The organism is Pseudomonas californiensis, from assembly GCF_021147775.1.
Lineage (GTDB): Bacteria > Pseudomonadota > Gammaproteobacteria > Pseudomonadales > Pseudomonadaceae > Aquipseudomonas > Aquipseudomonas californiensis.
The window spans coordinates 97,948-120,142 of the sequence record NZ_JAGTPK010000003.1 but is presented as its reverse complement, the minus strand read 5'-3'; the positions used below and the strand labels follow the sequence as shown (position 1 = coordinate 120,142).

The 22,195-nt window shown below is 58.5% G+C and carries 19 protein-coding genes; 5 read left to right on the top strand and 14 right to left on the bottom strand.

Annotated features, from left to right (window positions below):
* Positions 1-70 precede the first annotated feature (70 nt).
* On the top strand, positions 71-985 hold the full coding sequence (locus tag KDX37_RS04185; protein WP_231651420.1) for a LysR family transcriptional regulator: 915 nt from the start codon (positions 71-73) through the stop codon (positions 983-985).
* Here KDX37_RS04185 and murJ read toward each other — a convergent pair whose 3' ends face one another.
* The 11 genes from murJ to KDX37_RS04130 form a co-directional block, all read right to left on the bottom strand.
* Positions 986-2,401, bottom strand: coding sequence for a murein biosynthesis integral membrane protein MurJ (gene murJ / locus KDX37_RS04180; protein WP_231651419.1), 1,416 nt, complete (start codon positions 2,399-2,401; stop codon positions 986-988).
* 15 nt (positions 2,402-2,416) lie between these two features.
* Positions 2,417-3,238: an acyltransferase gene (locus KDX37_RS04175; protein WP_231651418.1), complete on the bottom strand. Its 822-nt coding sequence runs from the start codon at positions 3,236-3,238 to the stop codon at positions 2,417-2,419.
* Positions 3,235-4,650, bottom strand: coding sequence for an O-antigen ligase family protein (locus KDX37_RS04170; protein ID WP_231651417.1), 1,416 nt, complete (start codon positions 4,648-4,650; stop codon positions 3,235-3,237). Before KDX37_RS04170 ends, KDX37_RS04175 begins: the two co-directional genes overlap by 4 nt.
* On the bottom strand, positions 4,650-5,750 hold the full coding sequence (locus KDX37_RS04165) for a glycosyltransferase family 4 protein (protein WP_231651416.1): 1,101 nt from the start codon (positions 5,748-5,750) through the stop codon (positions 4,650-4,652). The genes KDX37_RS04170 and KDX37_RS04165 overlap by 1 nt, the downstream gene beginning before the upstream one ends.
* Positions 5,741-6,958: a glycosyltransferase family 4 protein gene (locus KDX37_RS04160; RefSeq protein WP_231651415.1), complete on the bottom strand. Its 1,218-nt coding sequence runs from the start codon at positions 6,956-6,958 to the stop codon at positions 5,741-5,743. The genes KDX37_RS04165 and KDX37_RS04160 overlap by 10 nt, the downstream gene beginning before the upstream one ends.
* Before the next feature lie 3 nt (positions 6,959-6,961).
* Positions 6,962-8,218 carry a cellulase family glycosylhydrolase gene (locus KDX37_RS04155; protein WP_406641499.1) on the bottom strand — a complete coding sequence of 419 codons (1,257 nt, stop codon included), beginning with the start codon at positions 8,216-8,218 and terminating at the stop codon, positions 6,962-6,964.
* A gap of 58 nt (positions 8,219-8,276) precedes the next feature.
* Positions 8,277-9,455 carry a glycosyltransferase gene (locus tag KDX37_RS04150; RefSeq protein WP_231651413.1) on the bottom strand — a complete coding sequence of 393 codons (1,179 nt, stop codon included), beginning with the start codon at positions 9,453-9,455 and terminating at the stop codon, positions 8,277-8,279.
* Positions 9,455-11,446 (bottom strand): exopolysaccharide transport family protein, encoded by a 1,992-nt coding sequence (locus tag KDX37_RS04145; protein WP_231651412.1) that lies wholly within the window; start codon positions 11,444-11,446, stop codon positions 9,455-9,457. Before KDX37_RS04145 ends, KDX37_RS04150 begins: the two co-directional genes overlap by 1 nt.
* A 17-nt stretch (positions 11,447-11,463) precedes the next feature.
* Positions 11,464-12,243, bottom strand: a complete 780-nt coding sequence (locus tag KDX37_RS04140; RefSeq protein ID WP_231651411.1) for a polysaccharide biosynthesis/export family protein — start codon at positions 12,241-12,243, stop codon at positions 11,464-11,466.
* A 151-nt stretch (positions 12,244-12,394) separates the two neighbouring features.
* Positions 12,395-13,852, bottom strand: a complete 1,458-nt coding sequence (locus KDX37_RS04135) for a mannose-1-phosphate guanylyltransferase/mannose-6-phosphate isomerase (protein WP_231651410.1) — start codon at positions 13,850-13,852, stop codon at positions 12,395-12,397.
* Positions 13,852-15,288 (bottom strand): undecaprenyl-phosphate glucose phosphotransferase, encoded by a 1,437-nt coding sequence (locus KDX37_RS04130; protein WP_231651409.1) that lies wholly within the window; start codon positions 15,286-15,288, stop codon positions 13,852-13,854. The genes KDX37_RS04135 and KDX37_RS04130 overlap by 1 nt, the downstream gene beginning before the upstream one ends.
* Before the next feature lie 513 nt (positions 15,289-15,801).
* Between KDX37_RS04130 and yegS the strand changes: the two genes are divergently transcribed.
* Positions 15,802-16,722, top strand: a complete 921-nt coding sequence (gene yegS, locus KDX37_RS04125) for a lipid kinase YegS (protein WP_231651408.1) — start codon at positions 15,802-15,804, stop codon at positions 16,720-16,722.
* Here yegS and KDX37_RS04120 read toward each other — a convergent pair.
* The 3 genes from KDX37_RS04120 to KDX37_RS04110 all read right to left on the bottom strand — a co-directional run bounded on the left by KDX37_RS04120 (position 16,706) and on the right by KDX37_RS04110 (position 19,062).
* Positions 16,706-17,368: a response regulator gene (locus KDX37_RS04120; protein ID WP_231651407.1), complete on the bottom strand. Its 663-nt coding sequence runs from the start codon at positions 17,366-17,368 to the stop codon at positions 16,706-16,708. The two genes, yegS and KDX37_RS04120, sit on opposite strands and share 17 nt — an antisense overlap.
* Positions 17,368-18,258 (bottom strand): sensor histidine kinase, encoded by an 891-nt coding sequence (locus tag KDX37_RS04115; RefSeq protein ID WP_231651406.1) that lies wholly within the window; start codon positions 18,256-18,258, stop codon positions 17,368-17,370. The genes KDX37_RS04120 and KDX37_RS04115 overlap by 1 nt, the downstream gene beginning before the upstream one ends.
* 372 nt (positions 18,259-18,630) lie before the next feature.
* Positions 18,631-19,062, bottom strand: coding sequence for a hypothetical protein (locus tag KDX37_RS04110; RefSeq protein ID WP_231651405.1), 432 nt, complete (start codon positions 19,060-19,062; stop codon positions 18,631-18,633).
* 574 nt (positions 19,063-19,636) lie between these two features.
* On the opposite strand from KDX37_RS04110, the gene KDX37_RS04105 reads away from it, so the two are divergent.
* From KDX37_RS04105 to KDX37_RS04095, 3 genes are all read left to right on the top strand, one after another.
* Positions 19,637-20,566: a chemotaxis protein CheV gene (locus KDX37_RS04105; protein WP_231651404.1), complete on the top strand. Its 930-nt coding sequence runs from the start codon at positions 19,637-19,639 to the stop codon at positions 20,564-20,566.
* Positions 20,567-20,668: 102 nt separating this feature from the next.
* On the top strand, positions 20,669-21,478 hold the full coding sequence (locus KDX37_RS04100; protein WP_231651403.1) for an MOSC domain-containing protein: 810 nt from the start codon (positions 20,669-20,671) through the stop codon (positions 21,476-21,478).
* Positions 21,479-21,547: 69 nt separating this feature from the next.
* Complete coding sequence (locus tag KDX37_RS04095) at positions 21,548-22,180, top strand: hypothetical protein (protein WP_231651402.1); 633 nt, start codon at positions 21,548-21,550, stop codon at positions 22,178-22,180.
* Positions 22,181-22,195 lie beyond the last annotated feature (15 nt).

Sequence of the window (22,195 nt, the reverse complement as noted above, 5' to 3'; positions counted from 1 at the left end):
CCGCTGTCGTCCTGCCCCTTCGCGGTATGATCCGCCCGCCACGATGATGCCTCTATGATGGATATGCCCCATGCAACTGCCTGACCTGAACCTGTTGATCGCCCTGGATGCCTTGCTCGCCGAAGGCAGTGTTGTGGGCGCGGCTCGGCGCATGCACCTGAGCCCGGCTGCCATGAGCCGCACCCTGACCCGTATTCGTGAGGCCATGGGTGATCCGGTGCTGGTGCGTGCCGGGCGCGGCCTGGTGCCGACCCCTCGTGCGCTGGCGATGCAGGCGCAGGTTCGTGAACTGGTCGAGCAGGCTGCACAGGTTTTTCAGACGCCGGACGAAGTGGACATGAGCACGCTGGAGCGCTGTTTCAACGTGCGCTCCAACGATGTGTTTTTCGGCTCGTTCGGTGCGATGTTGCTGGAGGCGATAAGGCTCGACGCACCGCAGTGCACGTTGCGCTTTGTACCGGAAGGCCCTGACGATGATGATTCGTTGCGCGAGGGCAAGATCGACCTTTATATCGCCACGCGGCGTAACTATGGGCCGGAGATCAAGGTTCAGGGGCTGTTTGACACGCGTGCATGCGGGCTGGTCCGGGAAGGGCACCCCATTTTTGATGAACCCATTACGCCTGAGCGATTCGCGATGTTCGATCAGGTCAGCGTGTCACGAAGAGGCCGTGCACGTGGGCCGATCGATCCTGCACTGGCCGCGCTGGGGCTTGAACGGCGCATTGGGCTGATCACGCCGCATTTTCACTCGGCCATCTTCGGCGTAGCCGAGTCTGACCTCATCCTTACCCTGCCTGAACCCATGGTGTGGGGCATGAAGACCCTCGGCTTGCGCATGCGACCGTTCGCGATACCGTTGCGGTTGGAACCTATTTCTGTGACCCAGGCCTGGCACCCGCGGTTTGATCAGGATCAGGCGCATCGCTGGCTGCGCCAGACCGTCAAGCGGATCTGCGCTACGTATACGCCGATGGACCTCTGATCAAGATTCGTCAGCACGCCAGGGCTTCAACCATAACACCAGGCCGATCAGCAATGCTGCACCGTAAGCGCAGCTCAGGGCCAGCTGCAGCCAAGTGTCCTGCAGCGGATGCAACAACAGGGCAGCGATGATCATCAGCGCACTGGCCAGCAACCAATGGCTACGCCACGGCAAGGCCGACAGCAGTGCCTGCCGACGCATCAACAGCACGCCTGTCACCAGCGCGCCGCCCAGCGCGGCAATCGCGATGCCGGTGAGGCCGAAAAGAAAAGGCAGCGTCCCCAGCAACACGGCGTTGCACAAGCTGCCGATCAATTCGCAGTTGAGCGGCAAACGGGTGTCGCCCGCCGCGTAGGCATAACGCGCCAACAAGGCGTTCCACGCGCCGAACATCAGCGGTACAGCGAACCACGCGAGCAATTCTGGTAGCGGACCACCGCCCGCCTGATTGGGCAACAAGAGTACGACCAGCGCGCTGGCCGCGCCAATCAGGCCTGCCACGGCGGGCAAGGTCAGCAGAGTGGCACTGGCCAGGCCTCGACGCAGCAAGGCCAGTCGTTGGTCGCCCGCACTGCCGCTCATCAGCCCCAGCAACACCTGGTTCAGGCTCATCAAGGCAATCAACGGCAGGTTGATCAACTTGCGCGCCAGATTGACCCAGGTCACCGCGCCTTCGCCCAGCAGTGAGGCGACCATGCGTTCCAGCAACGCAAGGCCCTGGCTGGCCAGGTTGCTGCTCAACAGCGGGCCGATGCGCTGTAACAATTCGCGCATGGCACCGGTCTCCAGTCGCCACTGCCAGGGTCGCCAGCCGGAGCGATACAGCGTCGGCAACAGCACGCCTGGCATCAGTACGCTGCCCAGCAGGCAGGTCATTGCCAGTCCTGTGGGGGTGGCGTCGTGACCGAGCAATGCGAGATAGAGAACTGGCGGCAAGTTGAACAGCAGCGAGCCCAAACCTGCCAGTACGAAACGCGAACGCGCCTGCAAGGGGATGCAGAACAGGGCATGGAGCAGAAATCCTGGCGCCGACCACGCCAGCCAGCGCAGACCATTGGCAGCCTGCGCAAAGCCATCACTGTCCAGGCCGGGACCGATCAGGCGCACGAGAACATCCGCGCCCAGCATCAATACAGCGCTCAATACCACCCCTGAAAGAATCAGGCGCGGCGCCATCCCACCCAGCCACCGCTGTTGTCGATCAGCGTCGCGTTGCTGGTAAAGCGGCAGCGCGGCGGCGCTGAGCAGCCCGGCAGCCAGCGACATTCGAAGCGCTTCCGGCAGAAACATCGAGACCAGAAAAGCGTCACTCTGGCCACCGGCGCCCCAGGACGCGACCAGCAGCCATTCACGGGCAAAACCGGCCGCCAGGCCGGTCAGGGTGGCGAGGGTCAGCCATAGGGTCGATCCAAGCATCGGCTTCGCTTCTGATCAGTGGAACAAGGTGAACAGGCCTTTGCCGCCCACCTTGTAGTTGAGGTTGCGGGCGCGTTCGCCTTTGATCTCTGCATTCGGCCCACTGACAATGGCATACGCCGGAATCGGTTTTGACACGACGCTGTTGCCGCCGACCACCGCGCCCTCACCGATATCGGCGCCGAAGGAGAGCAGGGCGCGGCTGCAGATCCAGGCGTAGTCGCGAATATAGACCGGGCCACCCACCGCCCAGAACTCGGGCTCATTGAGGTCGTGGCCGCCGGCAATGATCAGCACATGAGACGCAATGGTCACATGATCGCCGATCACCAGGCCGCCGCGGGCATCCAGCTGGCAATGCCAGCCGACGGTGGTGTCGTTGCCGATGCGCAGGCTGTCCACGCCCAGAATCTCGGTGTTGCGCCAGACGGTCGAACCCTTGCCGATCTTTGCTCCGCCCATGCGCAGCCACAGCAGGCGCAAGGTATGGCTGGGGATTTTGCAGATGATCATGTTGTAGAACTGCTCCCAGGTGCGCAGCATACGGTCGCGCAACGTGGGCCAGTTGATGCCGTAAAAGGGTATCAGTGCGCCCAGTGTCTCGTCGGCCAGCACTCGATAGAAACGCCTGGCCAGCGGTGGTTCGATCCGGGGCTCGATGTTCAGATAGCAGATGAACGACAGGGTGGTGTCCTTGATGCGTGTTTCAAAACACACTTCGTTGTCCAGCATCCACTGATACGTGCTCTGCAACTCTTCAAGCGGGACACCCATCTTGCGAGCGTAGTCAGGCAGCGCCTCTCTGAGGTTGTGCGAGTGCAACATGCGGTGTTTCATGAGGAGGCTCTCTGCTCGGGTAGGTCAACGTGAGGGTGGCGGGATACGATAGCCGCTGCGCGCAGGCGTCTGCTTTCATGCAGGCTGATGCCTACCAACAGCCAGAACAGCGCCACCAGTACGTTGGTGAAACTGAAGTAGTGGTCGAAGATACCGCTGAACAGCGCGGCAAGCACGCCAGTGATGCAGCCCAGGCTGATCGCGTTGTCAGGAGTCAGGACGATGCGGCCAGGCGCGGGGCGTACTTCCTTCCACCAACTGACCGTCACCGCGATGAACAGCAGCATGCCGGGCAGGCCCATTTTGTAGATGAAATTCAGCCACAGGTTGGAAATCCCGAAATCGGTGTAGCCAGGTACCGGTGGGTCGGTCTTGAAGCCGATTCCGAACGGGAACGTGGCCATCGCGTCGGGAAAGTGGGTGTACTCCAGAAAGCGAATGGCGGTACTGGTGTCGTCATCGGAAAACAGCCCCATCAGCCTGTCCTGCAATGGCGGTGACAGCATCACCAGCACCAGGCCTGCCGCGATGCCGCCCATCAACATTCGGCCCAGGTGAGGAATCCGCCGACGGGTCATCCACAGCATGACGGCGACCAGACTGATCAGTGCGCCGCGTGAGCCGGTCAGTAACAGACCGATGGCCCCCAGCGCTGCGACGGCGAGGCCGAGCTTGCGGGAGGAACCGGTGCGAGTGATGCCAAAGCAGAACGCCAGTGGTACGAGCATTGCCAGCGCACCGCCTGCCACGTTGGGGTGCATCCACGGCGAGCCCATGCGACTGGCCAGCGATATCAGCGCTTCGCTCAGCACGTCCGCGCCGCTGTAGCCCATCACCCTCAGAACAGGCGTGATGGCGAGTGCCGAGCCGCTGATCAGATAAATCGGAATGGACAGTAACAGCAACAGGAGCGTGCCGCTGAGCAGGGCGATGATCAGGCTTTCCAGGGTTTTCAAGTCGGTCAGCAACCTCGGTACCAGAAACAGCACTGACAGGTTGAACAGCCAGCGGACCCAGTTGATGGGGCCATTGCCCTCGACCACGATGGTCAGTTGGCCGACCAGAAAAGGGAAGGCACTGAATATCATCAGCGCCACCAGCAGGCGTTCAGTGCGCAGCATGTTCGGGATCCGAGCCTGCTGATTCACGACAGCCTGGAACAGATAACTTGCCCACGTCAGCATGATCAGCGCTTCAGACACCGTGGTGCGGATGCCGATCTGCACCGTCGAATACGGGATGAATGTGCCAATCACGCAGAACAGCAACAACCCACGCACCGGGCGTCGAATCACCGTGATGATCGAGGCAACCCCGACAATCGCCAGCAACACAAACGGCATGGGCAACAGCCACAGCATCACGCCGAACAGCAGACTGAAAAACAGTCCTATGGGCATGGCCAGCGACATTAGCGTAACTCCTCAAGCCTGGCCTGCACGTGCTTGCAGAAGGCGTCCAGGTTGTAGCGAGCCGCCCAGGCTTTGGCCACCAGTCGATCTTCTTCGGGCGCATTCGACAAAGCGCCCATCAGGTGGATAAGGCTGGCGCTGTCAGTCGGCGAAAAATGCGGGCTGTCGGGAGGAGAGATTTCGTCGAGCGACGAACCGGTGGCGACGGCAACCCGGGTGCCAACGCTTAACGCTTCGATCACCGGCAGGCCAAAGCCTTCGCCCCATGACGGTTGCCAAAGCCGATCGGCGTTTGTGTAGACCGCCTGCAGCTCGTTGTCGTTGAGGCCGCTGAGCACATGCAGCCCCTGCAACTGGCGCTGGGCCTCGGTGAGTGGGTCAGCTCCGCCGACCAGCACCAGATCCGGGGTGTCCACAAATTGCATGCGCGCAGTCTGCCACGCGTCGACAAACCATTTGATGTTCTTGCGCGGCTCGCGGGTGCCTACGCACAGCCAGTAGCGGGCCGGTAACTGGAGGCGACTGATATCCGCGGGCTCGCCCTTGAAGCCATCAACCATCAGCGGCACGATGCGCAGCTTGTCACGGACCTTGGGAAACAATCGCACCACTTCGCCAGCGGTGTATTGCGACGGCACCCAGACCTGATCGGCCACCCGCAACGAGTGGGCGATTGACAGGTAGTCGGTCAGCCGGTAAATCCGCGCCTTGATACGCGAACCATGGTTGTTCTGTTGGGTGATCTGAAACAGATCGTGCAGTTGCAATACGTAGCGCATGTCCGCCGGTTTACGACCCAGCGGCAGACCCATATTGATGTTGGCAAAGTAGACCTGGATGCCCGCGGCCCTTAGCGCCCTGGGCAGGTAAATTCCTTCAAAACGCAGCCTGTCGGGCAGGCGGTGAACTGAATCCAGAGGTGTGGCCCACCTGGGTGCGTGAATCAGGCGACGGACCGGATGATCATAAGGTGCAACGCCGAACAGCTGCAGCTGGACGTCGGGGTGCGCACGAAAGGCCGCTTCGAGCGCAGCGTTCTGGCGGCCAATGCCGCTGGTGGGATAACCGGCGGCTGCGCGGTAATCGAGTCCTATACGCATGAGCGCGATCCTTGCCTGTTGAGCATAAGTCGGGTGTAGATAACTTCCAGCTGTGCCGCCGATACGGACCAGTCATGCCGCGTACGCACATAGGCGCGTCCAGCTTCACCGATCCGGTTGAGGCGTGTCGCTTGATCAATGTTGTCGATGATCAGTTGCGCCAGACCGCCAGTCTCTTCACTGCCCAGATACTGTTCGCCATTGGTGACGGAAAGGCCCGACACACCCTGGCCGGTGGTCACGATGGGCAGCCCTGCGGCCATTGCTTCGAGTATCTTCAATTTCGAGCCGCCGCCCTGTCGTAATGGCGCGAAGAATACCGAGGCCTTTGCCTGAAGCTCGCGCAGGTCGGGCACGAAGCCCAGCCATTCGATACGTGGGTCCGTCCAGCGCTCGCGCCAGGATTGCGGCAATGCGAAGCCGCCAATCGCAAAACGCACGTTTGGTGATTTGGTCCATACCTGAGGCATGATTTCATCCAGCGCCCATTCGACAGCGTCGATGTTGGGGCCGTATTCGTAGTTGCCGATGAACAGCAAACGCTGACTGGCGCGGTCGGCCTGCACACTGGCGTAATAACCGCAGTCGACGCTGTTGACCACGTAGGAGGTGGCTTTACCGGTCAGGCGTGACAAGACCTTGGCATCGTCTTCAGTGACGGCCACCAGCTCACCCGCCTGATGCAGTACCCGCTGCTCCCAGCGCCGATAACGCCAGCGGTCATAAGCGGCAAATGCACTGGCCCAGCGCGGCAAGCGCTCATAGCTGGCTGAGCCCAGGTCCGATTCCACGTTGTGTTCGGTCAGAATGAACGGCTTGCCCGATTGCTTGAGCGCTCTTTCGAACGGCTGGAAGGCATAGGTGTGCTGCAACTGGATCACGTCCCAGTCTTCCTGCAGCAATTGTTCGAACGCCTGTTCAAGCGCGGGCGAGTAACCGTTGACGCTGGCCAGCATTGGCGGCGGGGCAAAAGCTACTGCAAGCAGGGTACGAGGGCTTAACAGCGGGCGTCGATCGATCACGATCAGGCGCTCCAGCCAGGGCTCCAGTGCAGAGCGACATTTGTCATCCAGTGGCGTTTTGGACTGAACCAGCAACGTGATGCGATGGCCTCTTGCGGCCAGGTTGCGCAATAAATGGTATTCCCGGGTTTTTCCGCCGCTGGTAGTGGGCCAGGGCAGATAAGGAAGCGTCCAGAGTATGCGCATCGGTCAGGGCTTCCATTCCAGAATTTGCAAAGTCGGTTTGAGCGCCAGCGTAATGCCCTGGGTACCGGACAAGGGCACCCGGCTTCCCGTCAACGGATCGTGAACCACAGCGTCATTGATGTTCGGGAAATTCAGCGTGGCACCCTTGGCGCTCCAGAACATCAGCAAATGTTTGCCGTCGTCACGTCTCCAGCTCACCGCATACAAGTCGTCCGGGACCTCGCTGACCGCTGGCGGCTCGGCAGGCAACAGGCGAGGCCCGGTAATGCTCAGGAAGTTTTTCAGTCCGGTGTAGACCGGCTTGGGCATGGCTTGCAGGTCGAGCAGGCCGTAACCCTGATCGCGGGCAGAAGCGCGCTCGTCCAGGTCGCTGAGGTTGAACAGAAAGATGCGCTGGAAGTCGAGAGCGCTCATCAGCGCCAGCCGCCGCAGGGTGAAGTCGGCCTGGCCAGCGGTGCCAATCAGGTGCTGCATCTCGACAGGGCCGTCATAGCTCGACCAGCCCCATTCGGTAGCCCACACCTGGCTGACGCCATTGCTGTGCAGCAGTTGATTCATTGCGTTGGAACGCACCAGAAAATCGCGATCCGGGACCGAGTCACCTTCCGGGTATTCAGAGTAGGGATGATACGCCGCCACTATGTTCTGGGTACCCAGGCCATTTTCGAGCAACGTCTGAAGCATGTAGCCGGGCGTGCTGTGCATCTGGCTGTAGTAGGCCATACCGGCCGTCACGATGGTTTTGTCCGGCAGCACGGCGCGTATGGCATCGGCGGTCGTGGTCAGCAGACGTCCGTAAGCGACCGGGTCCTCCTTGGGCAGCCATACGATATTGGGCTCGTTCCAGACTTGCCAGTTGCCCACTTCAGGATAGCGCTGTGCGAGAGCAGTCATACGTGTAGCGAAGGTGGCGAAGTCCTTGGGCGGGTACTGATCACGGCTCGCAGCCTTGGCCGGCGCGCTGCTGGCGAACGGCGCCGAACCGACGAGATAGGCGAGGGTGTTGTAGTGACGGGCCTTGATAGCTGCCATGGCGGCATCGAGTTCGGTCAGGGCCAGCTTGTCTTTTTGCGGCTCGATGACCGGCCAGTGAATCGTCAGCCTGACCCAGTTCAGCCCCAGCTCGTCCAGCCGTGCCATCTGCTGTTCGTAGATCATCGGGTCGAAATACTGAAACTGGACATTGACGCCGAGAAAGTCCCGCCAGACCACCTCCCGGGGTGCCTTGAGTACCGTCGAAGCGTGGCTGACGCTGACCATCGTCAAGCCGATCAGCGCCGCCGCGATACTCCACCATGCTTTTGATCTGGACGGCATGTCAGTTCACCTCGCACGCTTGTCGGAACACGTCCCGGAAATGTTCGGCGGTATGGCTCCAGACTCTTGCCTGACCCATCAGCGCCGCTTTTTCGGACCACTGCACCGCCAATTGCGGATTGGCGCAAAGTTGGCCAAGCGCCTGTGCCAGCCCTGGCACATCGCCCTGCGGATAAATCATACCGTTACCGTGCGAGACCTCCTCGGCGAACGAGCGCGCATCTGACGTGATCACACCCCTGCCACAGGCCACTGCCCAGGACAATGCACCACTGGTACCGCGCAACGTGCCCAGAATCTTCAGCTTGCTGGATTCCCGGTAGGGCAGAACCATCACATGGTTGGCCTGGATGACCTGGGGGATCTGTTCGGCCGGCAGGTCGAGTTGCCAGTCAATGAGATCCACCAGCCCCAACTGACGAATGCGCAGACGAAGCTGGTCGAGATAGCTGCCCGATGGACCAAAGGCCATTTCCGGCTCACTGCCGCCAGCCAGTGTCAGCCTTACGTTAGCGCGCAACGCAGGTTGTGATGTGAACACGCTGGCCATCGCATCGAGCAGGTCCTCAATACCCTTGCCGCGATAAATGAAGCCGAAGTACAGCAGCCGCAGCGGCTGCATTGGCGGCAGCGCCATCGGTGCAATGGGAGCGTTGCCATGATTGATCACGGTCATTTGCGACGGTTTGAGCCGCATGCGTTGTCTGAGGCTCTGACTGCCCGCTTGCGTCAGGGTCACCAGACGCGTCATGTGCTGCGCCACTTGGCGCTCCTCACGCAGGCAGAGCGGATCGGCCAGTACGGTTGCGATTTCAGGTAATGGTGAGCGCATGCCGCTGACTATCGACAGCGGCCACGGCAGCTTTTCCCTGCGCCATACCAGCCTTTCGGGGTCGTGCACGGTGGCGGTCAACGGCAGCTTCGGGAAACGCCGCTGCAGGCTGCGCAAGGCCTGAAACTCGGCCAGCCGACCGCCGCCGAGTTCGGCGTGTACCAGATCGATGGCGCTCCAGTCCGTCTCATCCACTCTTTGCTGCGCAGCACGCGGGTCATTACCGACGCCGCGCAAGGGCGTGCTGACCTGCAAGCCGAGCTGCTCCAGCGCCTGTTTGAGATGCCCGGCGTAGTCGGCAATGCCGTTCTGCTCGGGAGGCAGAGGGGCGAGCAGAGCAATATGCATCAAACTCGGCTCCCGATACGCTTCAGGACCCTGAGTACCTGCTCAGGTACTTCGAAGCGACGACGGTTGAAGATAACGCCGTCTACTTTCTTGAATGCGGTATTGAGGTTGTGCAGGGTGTCTTCGAGCATCGGCACGGTAGTTTCCTGAGCCCGCACCACCAGCAGAATCAGGTCGGCATTGCGCAGCAGAACAAACGCTTCCTGATTGGTAGAGACGCCGGACGCGTTGATCAGGACAATTTCGCCAGGACGTGCCGGTGTGCGACTTTCGGTGCGCACTTGATGGCCCTGTTCGATCAGCAGAGTTGCAAGACGACTGATCACGAAGCTCACCCCCGCACCTGCCTTCACTGATGTGAAACCCAGAGTCAGACCTTTTTCATCGACCTGATCCAGCGGCAGGATGCCGTACACCCTGTGCAGGTTGGAGGTGAAAGCCGCGCTGCGTTCCTGGGCGCGCTCAAGGTCGGGCAGGCTGGTCCAGACCGGCACGCCAAAACTGCTCTCGATCTTGTCCCCATCGTGGATACGCTGGTCCAGAAGGTAGAAGAAGTACAGCGCCAGAGCACCGACCACAAGGCTCAATGGCAGTGCGAGCAGCAGCATCATCAGGCTTTTCGGAAAGACGCGGCTCGGGTTGTAAGTGGCGTCTTCGATCAGCGCGATGTTACTGATCTGGCTGTTATCCAACTCACGGTCGATACGTGCCTTCTCCAGGCTGTCGGTGTAGAGCGCGTAGCTTTTCTCTGCGGCGTCCAGCTCGTTCTGCAAGCGCGACAGCTCCGGTTCCAGGTTCAGTGCCTGTTGCCGGTCGCTTTCCAGTTGGGCGATTTGGGTGTTCTGTTGAGCCAGTTGGGTCAGCAGGCGGGCATAGCTGGTTTGCTGGTCGGCATACACGTTCTGCATACGGTTGTAGATTGGGTTGGGCGTAATGTTTTCCGAGCGCTGGACCGTTGCTTCCTGTTCATTCAACAGTTTTTTGAGGTTGTTGATTTCTTCATTGACGGCGCGGATTGGCGGCGCCTGTTCCTTGAACGAGCGCAGCAGTTCCTGACGTTCGACTTCCTTGCCGTTGATGCGGTTTTGCAGGTCCTGGCGGTTGGGGTTGAGGGCCAGTTCTCGTCCTGCCGAAACAGTCTTGGGTTGCTCGGCCAGCTGTTTCTTCAGCAGGTCCAGGCCAGCTTTGGTGGAGGCGATGGCGCGTGTGGTGTTGTTGCGTTCGGTACGCAGGTCATTCAGTCCCTGCGAGGTATCGGCCAGCCGCTGGGAAATGCTCACCGCACTCAATTGGTTGAGGTAGTTCTGGATCTGCTTCTTGTACGAAAGGATATTGTTGCCGGTGTTTTTGACTTCCGACTCATAGAAGGCATACAGGCTCACGCGACCCAGGGTGCGGGTACGTTGCACCTGATACTCTTCGATCCAGGTCTTGAGCACCGTTTGCGCGGTTTTCGGATCGTTCCAGTCAAACGTCAGCTCCATCACCGAGGAGCCTGGTTCGTGGCGGACCTTGAAGTTTTTCTCCAGATCCTCAGCCATCCGCTCCGCAGGGGTGCGTTTTTCTACCAGCCCGAGAAACTGAAGAATGCCGCGGCCTATGTCGACGATTGAGCTTATGGTGCTCTTGATCAGATTTTTAACCGACGCCAGCGCACCGGTTTCAGGTTCAGCCCTGGACAACTCGGCAAGGTACTTTTCAGACACCGTGCGCATGATCGGTCTGCCGGTCAACATGCGCTCTTCGTCGAGCAGCGGATCGCGCAGCGCACTCGGCACCACGATGGCCTGGCGGTTGGACAGCTCGATAGGCACTGTGCTGCTGTCCCGGCCTGGTTTCACCAGCAGCAGTGCAGTCGATTCATAACGGTTGGGGAGCAGCAGGGCGCCCAGCAGAACGACGATGAACGTCGCCAGAACAGTAACTTTGACTTCGCGCTTGAAAATGAAAAACAGGCGCAGCAGGTCGCGAAATGAGCGGATATTGATCATGTCTGTTTCCCTGACAGTTAATTGCTGTTGCGCAACTCGTAGTTCATGCCCAGCCCGATCGATTTTGCGAAAGGAATCAACTGGTTGAAATACAGGGTGACGCCGTCGACTTTGTTCCCGACCGATGATTTGGGAACAAACACCACGTCGCCGCGTTTCAGCAGAACTGGCGCGGTGGGACCGCCAGCGGACCCGGCCCAGAGAAACTTGCTGTAGTCAAAAAAATAGGTTTTGTAGAGGCCGTTCTCTTCCTGGCGCAGCAATGCTACCTGTCCTGCATCAGCGTCGAGCGCAACGCCGCCAGCACCGACGAGTGCCTGTTCCAGGTTGGTCGCGACGTTGGCAGGCAATGTGACCGAGTTGCGAACCGCGCCGCCCACGAACACCGTATTGCCTGGTGACTGCGAAATATTGATGGTCAGCGCAGTTTCGCGATAAACGTCCTGCAACTTGTTTTCCAGCAGATCGTTGAGCTGCGGCAGCGTAAGCCCTGCGGCTTTGACGGTGCCGATATACGGGTAGGAAAACGTACCGTCATTGAGAACCTGAAACAGAGTCAGCTCGTAGATCGAGTTGGCGGTGAACGCCGAAATCGACGGCGACTCGCCGGTATTACGCACGATTCGCAGCGTGTCCCCGGCACGAATCCTTTCCGGTGGCAGCGGTTTTCCCGCCAATGCCCGGCCTGCTGCCAGGCCTGCTTCGACCTGAGCGCGGTCATCGGGCAGCCCGATCCTTGAGGGGGTATTGCAAGCGCTTAGCAGCAATACGCTGACGATCAGCATCATGCTCTTCATTTTTCCTGAACTCCTGTCATGCACGAATACGGCTCCCTTTCGGGTAATAAAATCATGGTGGCGGGTACAGCCGGTTTCGGATTGCGTCGGTTCAGCCCTCAATGATTGAAGCAGCAGGCTGCGGTCAGCAGCCTCGTCCTGCTACTCTGTTTCAGCTTTTTACAACTTGCTCCGGTACCCTTCCGTAGATATCGGTGAAGCGCACAATGTCGTCCTCGCCCAGGTATTCACCACTCTGGACTTCGATCATCACCAGGTCGATGACGCCCGGATTGACCAGCCGATGCGTGAATCCCGGTTTGATGAATGTCGACTCGTTGGTGTCGAGCATGAACTCGCGTTCGCCGTTGGTGACTGTGGCCATGCCACTCACCACGATCCAGTGTTCACTGCGATGGTGGTGCATCTGTAATGACAACGACGCTTGCGGGCGGACGACGATGCGTTTGATCTTGAATCGCTTGCCTTCCTCCAGCACGGTGTACGTTCCCCAAGGGCGCGTCACGGTACGGTGCAGCCGGTAGGCGTCGTGACCCTGGCGCTTGAGTTCCTGGGCTATGATCTTCACGTCCTGACTGCGCGCGCCATCAGCAATCAGCAACGCATCGGGCGTGTCGATGATGATCAGGTTGTCCAGGCCGATCGCACCCACCAGACGCTTGGGTGAGTCGATGTAGCAATTGGTCACGTCATGCAGCACGGTCTGGCCATTGCACTGATTGCCCTGCGCATCGGCGGGCGACAATTCGCGCACCGCCTGCCATGAGCCGATATCGCTCCAGCCGAGCTGGCACGGAACAACGGCCACCTTGGCGGAGCGTTCCATCAGCGCATAGTCGATGGAAATGTCTGGTACCAGGCCGAACGATTCACCGTCCAGTTCTATCTGCAATTCCCGGTTGCCTTCCTTGCTCCGGCTCGATTGCAGGCACGTCCTGACTGCGTTCAGCACATCGGGCGCATGAGCTTCGAACTCCCGTAACACAGCATCGGCGCGCATACAGAACATCCCTGCATTCCACAGATGCAGGCCGCCGTCTAGATAGACCTGTGCGGTCGCTGCGTCGGGCTTTTCCACGAAGCGTGCAACCTGGTAGGTTCCTGCGTTGAGCGACTGGCCTTTTTCGATATAGCCGAAACCGGTCTCCGGTTGAGCAGGCAAAATGCCGAATGTCACCAGCCAGCCTTGAGCGGCCAGCTCCTGCGCGGTGGTAACGGCTTTGGAAAATGCGTCAACATCCGTGATGAGATGATCGGCGGGCAAGACCAGCAACTGGGCATCACCGCCATACAGTTGCGCCACGTGAATGGCTGCGGCGGCGACGGCAGCAGCGGTGTTACGCCCGAACGGCTCGAGAATGAAATCCAGTCTGACCTTGGCTTTGTTCAACTGGCGATAGTCGTCCACCGTACGGAAATACACCTCGCGATTTGTAACAGTCAGCAGTCGTTCGACCGCTGGAAGCCCTGTCGCCCGTGTGAAAGTCTTCTGCAGCAGGCTTTCTCCGTCAGGCAGGCGCATGAACGGCTTTGGCATGGCTTCGCGGGAAACCGGCCACAGGCGGGTGCCTGAACCGCCAGCGATAATGCAAGGTATGAGGATGCTCATCAATAAACCTCACGAGTGAAGATCACTGCCGGAACAGTGCGCATAAGGATGTAGAGGTCGAACCAGACGGACCAGTTTTCTATGTACTCAAGATCGAACTCGACGCGTTTTTCGATTTTTTCCACGGTGTCTGTTTCACCACGATAGCCGTTGATCTGAGCCAATCCGGTGATGCCCGGTTTGACTCGATGCCGCGACGTGTACTCCTTGACCGCTTGCTCGAAAAGAATTCCGGCCGCTTTGGTGGCCGTGGCGTGGGGGCGGGGGCCTACCATCGACATGCTGCCCGCCACCACATTGAACAGTTGCGGCAGCTCATCCAGGCTGGTCTTGCGAATGAAGCGTCCAACCCGAGTAATCCTGGCATCACCCCGGGTTGTCTGTTTTTCCGCCGTTGCGTCGGCGTGATGCTGATGCATCGAGCGAAACTTGAACACTTCGATCAGGCGATTGTTATAGCCATAGCGTTTCTGGCGGAACAGCACCGGCCCACGCGAGTCGAGCTTGATCGCCAGCGCTACCAGCACCATTACCGGCGACAGCACCAGCAGCGCCAGTGTCGACAGCACGATGTCTTCCGCACGCTTGATGAACGGTGACCATCCGCTGAGTGGCATGTCCGACGCGTTGAACATCGGCAGGCTGGCGACCTCGGTAATACGGTTGTGGCTGTGGCGGAAGGCGACCATGTCCGGCACCAGCAGAACATTGACCGGCAACCTGCGCAGTTCATGAATGATGTGGTCCATACGGTTTTCCGCCGTCCACGGCAAAGCGACCAATACCTGGGTGACTTTCTCTTCGCGGATCAGGCGTTCCAGATCGCTGGTGTTGCCCAGCATTGGCAGATTGGCAACGGTCTTGGGCAAACGGCCGATGCGATCATCGATAAAGCCACTCACCCCCGAGCGAATGTCCTGGTGCCGCTGAAGGTACTCGGCCAAGCGCTGTCCATTTTCGGTGGCGCCGAGAATTACTGCGTTCTGCAAAAACATGCCTTTGCGCATCTGGCGTTTGAACAGCAGCAACAGCAGCACGCGAACGACACAGAACAAAGCGAGGCTGGTCAGATACCAGATCACCAACTGTTCATTGGAAAAGTAGCCGAACAGCCCCAGAGTCCGTTGCATGAACAGCAACAGCCCGAACGCGGCGGACCATGCGACCACAATTCCGCGCAAACGCAGTGCGTTACTGAACAGAGCTTCGGAGTAGACGCCCATGGCCTGAAAAAGCAGCACGCAAACGATGCCGAAAAAGAGCTGAGTAGGCAGGTAGCTTTGCGGTTGCTGACCAACATTGTCCTGCATGAATGCGACGATCAGCAGGCCAGGCAAAATGCAGGCAACACCATGTGTTAGCCGGATGCCGAAAAGAAAGTATTCCACCAGGCTGGTGCGGGTGAGTGACAGGCTGTCTACCGGTTGCAACCTCATATGGCTTCCTTACTCCTTGGGAACCGACGCCTTGGCGCTGACTCACCGCTTGCCCCGTGCAATACATCGCAGAGTCAAAAAAATATCGTTTTCGGGGTTTTTCCCAAGTGTAGCCAAATACTTGTCATGGCGAATGCAATCTGGCCCTGTCTATTGTGAATATCACTTTGTGTATGTCGGCTTGCGACGCGTTTTACTTAATATTTTTCAGTCAGTTGTGAGGGGCGCCTTCCTGTGAGTGTTTCGCTTGAGTAAAGCTCATGACTCGGAAAGCGTGAGGGGAAACTGTCCGTTTTCTGTACGCAGCGAGCTCAAATTTATCGTCACAGCGCTTTGCCCCAGCCCTGCCGGGGAATGCAAGAAGGGACGGCGTCGAAAAAAAACTGTGCCCGATGGGTTTTTTTCAGTTCGCGAGGGTCACATCCATGCGCTGTGCCGATGTTTCCAAAAGCGCCAGCAGAAATGAGCGCCACTCAACCGCGGTACTCGTACAGGTCACCACAGGGGATTTTCATGACACAACGCAGGGCAATGCTCATTCTTCATGGCAAGCAATCGCTCAACGAAGATGTTAGAGACGCCGTTGCTGACAAACGCAGACAGGGATGGGACCTTGATGTGCGTCTTACATGGGAAGCTGGCGACGCGCAGCGGCTGGTGGAAGAAGCCCTGGCCGCCGGGCATCGTCACATCGTGGCGGGTGGAGGCGACGGCACGCTGCGCGATATTGCAGAGGCGCTGGCCGTTGCCTCACAGCCCGGCGCCAGCCTGACCATTCTGCCGTTGGGCACCGCCAATGATTTTGCCCGCGCCGCCGGTGTGCCTCTTGAGGTAGCCAAGGCGCTTGAGCTCATGGACGTCACACCGCGTGTCGTTGACCTGGGCGAAGTCGCCGGCAAGCTGTTTCTTAATATGGCAACCGGCGGCTTCGGCAGTCAGGTGACCGCCAATACTTCCGAGGACTTGAAGAAAGTATTGGGCGGTGCGGCTTATCTGTTTACCGGGCTGACGCGATTCAGCGAGTTGCATGCGGCTCATGGTGAGCTGATCGGCCCTGACTTTCACTGGCGTGGCGATCTGTTGGCGCTGGGAATCGGTAATGGTCGTCAGGCGGGTGGTGGGCATGTGTTGTGTCCAACCGCGCTGGCGGACGACGGCTTGTTGGACATCAGCATCCTCCCTGCGCCTCAGGAAGTGGTCGGGACACTCAAGAGTCTGCTGGAGGGAGGGTTGGGTTTCGACAATATGTTTATCCGTGCACGCCTGCCATGGGTCGAGTTGAAGTCAGCCAAAGGCTTGGATATCAATCTGGATGGCGAACCCTTGTCAGGGGAAAACCTGCGTTTCGAAGCGCGTCCTGCGGCCCTGCGCGTTCACCTGCCAGAAGATTCACCCGTGCTCGGACAGTCCGCCCGCATCAGTCGTCCAGACTGATAATACGCTCGCGTACACAGAACAGGACCAGACCGGCCACGTCAAAGATCTGCAGTCGCTTCATGATCTGCGAACGGTGAGTCTCGACCGTCTTGATACTAAGGTTCAGGCCGCTGGCGATCTCGCGTGTCGATTTGCCGCGTACGATCAGCCGGAGTATCTCCAGTTGCCGCGCGGTGAGGTTGTGTCTGTCCTGTAAAGGTTCGGCCCGGTCGGATCGAGGATTCTGCAATGCACGGTTTATAACAGTGTGAGCGATGGCGGGACTGAGGTAGCGCTCGCCGCCGCGCAGTGCTTCAAGTGCCTGCTCCAGCTCCTTGGCGGTAGCGTCTTTGAGCAGATAGCCGTGAGCGCCGGTTTCAAGCGCACGCATGATCATGTCCGGATCAGTGTACATCGACAGGATCAAAACCTTGCAATGTGGTTGAACCCTCAGCAGTTGTTCCAGGGCATCCAGGCCGTCGATGTCCTTCATGCAGATATCAAGAAGGATAATGTCGGGTTTGAGGCTTTGGGCAAGATCCGACAGTTGAGCGCCGTCCGCAGCTTCGCCAACGATCGTGTAGCCGGGTATATCCGAGACCAGGGCGCGCACGCCAGCCCTGATCAGCGAATGGTCATCGACCAGTAACAGATTGCAAGTCATTATGGCTTCTTGTGTGAACGGGCTCGCTCATCCGTGCGGGGAACCCATGGAAACAGAACATCTATACGCGTGCCCAGTCCGGGGCCGCTGTGCAAAGACCAGGAACCCTCCAGCAACACTACACGTTCACGCATGCCGGCCAGCCCTCGCTGACCTTGATGGGCTGGGTTGTTTGCGGGCTCGAAGCCTGTGCCGTCATCCGTGATGAGCAGCGATAGTCCTGCGGGAAGCCGCTGCAGGCGAATCAGCAGGTTGGTGGCATTGGCGTGGCGCAGCATGTTGGTCACTGCTTCCTGGCTGATTCGGTAGGCCGCGACGGCCATCTCTTCCGGAATGCCGGTCAGCCGCTGATGACATTCCAGACTCCAACGTATCTGGGTGTCGGCAAGTGTCGTGACCAGGTGCGCACGCAGGCCTGCTTCCAGGCCTAGGCTCGTCAGTTGGCGAGGGTTCAGGATAGTCGACAAGTCCCGCACTTTTTCCAGCGTTTCTGCAAGGGTGCCGTTGAGTTGCTCGGCATGAGTGTTCAGCTCAGCGGGCAGTCGGCGTTGAAGCCAGGCGCACTGCAACTGCGCGCCGGTCAGCATCTGGCCGATGTCGTCATGCAGCTCACGGCTGAGTCGGTGGCGTTCGTTTTCCTGAACATTCAACATGCGCTCGGCGAGTTCATGTGGGCGCATGTGAATCATCAATGACCACTGCCAAAGGAAGATCAAAACAGCGATGAAGGCCATCAGATTGAGCGCCAGCAAGCCGAACGACATCTGTATATCGATCACAAGGCACACGCTGTTGAAGATCGCGGCGCACAGACAAAGTGCGCCGGTGATCCAGTGGAGGCTTCTGGCAGTGATCGACCTGAACCTGAAAGATCTGATACTGGCTTGCATATCGAACGGCGCCATTAATCGTCATTACCTAAAATCAGATAATTTGATGTCAAATTGATATCGGACAATAAGTTGAATGATTGCCTGGCTATAATCAAACTGCCTGGAGTAGGTCATCACGATGGGAACTCAGCCTCTCTGACCGGTCCGCTCGCATGCGATGATCAATCTTACCTTAATGTCGCATGAATTTAATGAGTCCGTGCATGACTGGTAAGCAAGACAGTTAACATGCGTCGAATTGTTTTCAAATAACTAGTTATGTCGGGGATCTTGCAAATACTATCTTGTAGCGTCGTTGATCCGGCAGCGTAACTTCGGGCTGCCGTCGGCAGTTGACCTATGGCAGCCGAATCGTGAGTGAGCGGGCAATCAGCCCGGAGGATGGTCGGATGCCGACCCTGGGCGAGCAGACAATGCCGCGAGTCGGGCCAGCAGCTCCTGTTGCTCTTCGTTGTCCATGGTCAGCTCTCCGGTTTGAGGGTCGAGGAGCTCAAGTTGCCATGAAATCAACGCAAGGCAGCGCTTGACGGTAGCCAGCGTTTCCTCTGAAAGGCCATTGGCCGGTTCAGCGCAATCCAGCAAGTGCGTCAATTGGCGGGTGAAATCGGCAATGCACTGGACCGAGGCATTATTTGCGGCGTCGGTCAGCTTCAATAGCGAGGTCAGCAAACACTCGATGGCGTCTTCATCGTCGCAAATCAATTCAAGGTGCGACAAACATTCTTCCGACTTGTACAACAGGGCTTGCGACTCGGCGAGAAACTCGTCGTGTTGTTGGTGCCAATGGTTGCTGCTCAGCATCCTTCATCTCCACACATCATGGATAGCGAACTTCCGCCCGCGGCGAATGGCTGACAGTAGATGTCGATTTCACAGGAAAGTCTGTAGGGCGTTTCCGAATATAGACCAATGATGGCGTATTGAAATTGCGATGATAAACACTTCAGTGAATCAATCCGTTTGGCAGTGCCGATATAACGCACTGTATTTCCTGCAAATGTGGCCGATTGAGCGGGGACGCAGATCCCGGCTGGGTTGGCTGGTTGCAAGGATTGGAAAGCTAGCACAAGCCTGACTCCATTCATGCAATGAGAATGGCGTCACAATAGTGGCAATCAGATACCGATCATATCAGGGTAGCCCTGAGGTGATTTAGGGGATGCCCCTATTCTCGGGGTGATAACCCTGATGCTACGGCGCAAGGGAAATACACGTCATTGGTCGCGTCTGAAGCGGTCGTGTGGCACATCAGTAAAGCGTGATGGTAAAGTGACATCAATGCCTGCGAATGGCCTTTCATCGCCATTAAGGTCCGGCTCGTTTCAGCCGATACACGTTTAGCAGACTCATCGTGACCATCGCTTCAGGAGCTAAAATGGCTGGCATTCTCGACACAGTAGATCAACGCACACAGCTGGTGGGCGAGAATCGCCTGGAAATCCTCATGTTTCGCCTTGCCGGCCGACAGTTGTTCGCCATCAACGTGTTCAAGGTCCAGGAAGTGCTGCAGCTCCCCAAGCTGACGCTCATGCCGCAACGACATTCGTTCGTCTGTGGCGTCGTCAATTTGCGCGGCCAGACGCTGCCGGTGATTGACCTGTCGCAGGCCATTGGCATGCGACCGCTGGTGCCGGGGCCTGGCAGCACGATCATCGTGACTGAGTACAACCGCTCCGTGCAGGCGTTTCTGGTCGGTGGTGTGGATCGCATCGTCAACATGAACTGGGACGCGATCATGCCGCCGCCTGCCAGCGCGGGTCGTCAGCATTATCTGACGGCTATCAGCAAGGTCGATGACCAGTTGGTGGAAATCATCGACGTCGAAAAAGTACTGGCTGAAATCGTGCCCTACAACGCCAAGGTGTCCCGCGAGAAGCTGGAAGACCCGGTGCTGGAAAATGCGCGTGGCCGCGAGGTCTTGCTGGTTGACGACTCGAAGGTGGCATTGGCGCAGTTGCGCGATACATTGTCGCAGCTCGGCCTGAAGTTGCACGTGGCAAGCGATGGCCTGAAAGCTCTCAATATGCTTAAAGGCTGGGCTGACGCCGGTGAGGACGTACACGAGAAACTGCTGATGGTGTTCACCGACGCAGAAATGCCAGAGATGGACGGTTATCGTCTGACGACCGAGATTCGTAATGACCCGCGGCTGCGCAGCCTGTATATCGTTTTGCACACTTCGCTGTCTGGCAGCTTCAACGAGTCGATGGTCAAGAAAGTCGGCTGTGACAACTTCCTGTCCAAATTCCAGCCCGACAAACTGGTTGAAGTGGTTCGTGAGCGCCTGATCATGATTCAAGGCTGATAACGCTCTGCGAACCTTCGATCCGGGATGCCTGCCAGGAGCCGCTTCGTATAAGCTTTGCCGCCCATGTCAAAGCTTATCGAGCCCCCAAGGAAGCAGGTCATGCTACGTCTAAGCTCGCTCTACCGTTTTCCATTGAAATCCTGCAAGGCTGAAGCCCTGCAGCGCGCCTCGTTCGACGGCCTCGGTCTTGCCGGTGATCGGCGCTGGATGCTGGTCGATGAGCGCACAGGGCGGTTCCTCACTCAGCGCGCCATCGCGCATATGTCACAACTGTCGGTGTTATGGAATGCCGAAGGTGGTGTCACGCTCAGTGCGCCAGGCTTCGAGTCGCTCGACGTTGCTGTGCCTGTCGATGAGCCGGAGAGCCTGCGCGGTGTGACCGTCTGGCGTGACTCGTTGCAGATGCCCGACGCGGGCACTGTGGCGGCCGAATGGGTCTCGAGATTCATCGGCCAGCCAACGCGAATGGTGTACATGCCAGTTGAACGCGCCCGCTGGCTGCCCGGTGGCTACGGTGCGATCGATGACCGTGTGAACTTTGCCGACGGCTTCCCGCTGTTGCTGATCGGGCAGTCCTCCCTGAACGACCTTTCTGCAAGGCTTGGAAGGCCAATGGAGATGCTGCGGTTCAGACCCAATCTGGTGATCGAAGGGGCTGATGCGTTCGCTGAGGATGGCTGGAAGCGTATCCGTATCGGCGATATGCAGTTCCGTCTTCTCAAGCCTTGCGCCCGTTGCATCCTGACTACTATCGACCCCGCAACCGGTGAGCGAAGCCCGGATCGAGAGCCCTTCACGACGTTGAAAAGCTACCGGGAAGTAGAGGGTGGCGTGATGTTTGGCCAGAACATGGTCAATGACGGCCCCGGTGAGCTAGAGGTCGGGATGGAAGTGCAAGTGCTGGAGTGATTGTTGGACCCTGCGGTTCATTCTGCAACAGCAAGGCTGGCCAGGTCGTCGTTGTCAGGAGTCTCAGGCATGAAAACCAAGCATTCGACGCCACTTTTCGGCTCCCGGGACGTGCCGGATGCCGTGGTCTGGGGGCAACATTCAGAGCATCCTCTCAAGTGGACGTGTCCGGATGAAGTGCCCAGGCCGGGATCCTTCGGGACCGTTTTATATGTCGTCGCGTTGCTGTTGGCGTTGCCGGTCTATGTGTCGGTAGTACTGTGCATCAATTTTCTCTACGCCGGACGGGGGCTGGTGACAGCGCACGTGAACTTCATCAACAACTCGATCGTATGGGTGCTGGTGCCTCTCTGTTTGATGTCGGCTGTCTGGGTGCTTCGTTGGCTCGCTTGCGAGCCTGAAGGGCTTGGTTTCTGCTTTGATGAGGAGCAGCAATGCCTGACTTTTACCCAGTGTCGCCCGGCCCGGGTACCTACCGAAGAGCGCGTGCCTTACAGTGATATTCATAGCATTACGCCCTGCAAGATGACCGCGTCTGGTTTCATCTGCTATTTTTCGGTGTGCTTCGCTGGACTCGATGGCAAACCGACTGAGCGCAAATTCTGGATATATCTGACGGAAAAGGAGGCGCGGTTCCACACCGATTGGCTGAGGCGGTCAATCGGCGAAAGAATGCACGAGGTATTGGATCTCGATAAGTAGAGAGGGCGTCCCGGC